1 tRNA gene and 2 rRNA genes are annotated in these 1,049 nt (G+C 31.5%); all 3 read right to left on the minus strand.

The features are described 5' to 3' along the window. Window positions 1-728: 728 nt before the first annotated feature. A tRNA-Ala gene (locus tag I4V51_RS20895) sits at window positions 729-804 on the minus strand. Between the two features lie 5 nt (window positions 805-809). Next, window positions 810-926: ribosomal RNA gene (gene rrf / locus I4V51_RS20900) — 5S ribosomal RNA — on the minus strand. 47 nt (window positions 927-973) lie between these two features. Then, a 23S ribosomal RNA gene (locus I4V51_RS20905) occupies window positions 974-1,049 on the minus strand; the annotation flags it as partial.

The following is a 1,049-nucleotide window of genomic DNA, read 5'->3' on the forward strand; positions in this document are numbered from 1 at the left end:
CCGCCAGCGTTCGTCCTGAGCCAGGATCAAACTCTCACTAAAAAGTTTAATCATTTGCTCAAATTACTTTGAGTCTTGTTTTAAGACTCTCAAAAGAATTGCTGGTTTACTTTAACTATATTCTGTTCAATTTTCAAAGACCATTTACTCTGTCGCACCGAAGCGACTTCTTTATCTTATCACTATCTTAACATATTGTCAACATCTTTTTTTGAAGTTTTTCGATGTTTTTTTATGTTGTCGCTGACGACTTCTTTATATTATCATTATACTATATTCATGTCAACACTTTTTTTAAATTAATTTCAATATTAGATGTTTTTACTTTTAATTCCCCTATATTCGTTATCTTTTGTTTATTTTATAATAATATTTCCTAGTATAAAGCAATTAGTTTTTAAAAATTTTCTCTATTATACTTAATAAATCTAAAAAATTAATATATGTATTAAAAGCTAAAATGATATTATATACTCCCTTCACCAAATAACTATTTAATTTCTTATATAAATTTATGTAAGATCTAATCTGGCATGTTAGTCAATAATTACACCAAATTTTATTAACAATATATATATGTACTTATTTTATCCATTAAATTTCGTTACAACCCTTTCTTAATCTTTACAGATAAGACTTAGTTTATACTACCTCTTAATCTAAATATAGCTATTTATAAATTAATATTCCTTTATACAACAAAAAAGCTACGATATAAATCGTAGCTTTGGTGGAGGTAAAGGGATTCGAACCCTTGACCCCTTGCGTGCAAGGCAAGTGCTCTCCCAACTGAGCTATACCCCCAAATTACCTGGCAACGTTCTACTCTCCCACACAGTCACCCGTGCAGTACCATTGACGCTGTAGAGCTTAACTTTCCTGTTCGGAATGGGAAGGAGTGTTTCCTCTACGCCATCATCACCAGATCTTTGAGATTGTTATCTCAAAATTGCACATGAATTATTCTATTTTATTGGTCAAGCCCTCGACCTATTAGTATCAGTCAGCTACATACGTTACCGCACTTACACCTCTGACCTATCAACCTT

Origin of the sequence: Clostridium sp. D53t1_180928_C8 (assembly GCF_015667795.1) — a bacterium.
Classification (GTDB): Bacteria; Bacillota; Clostridia; order Clostridiales; family Clostridiaceae; genus Clostridium.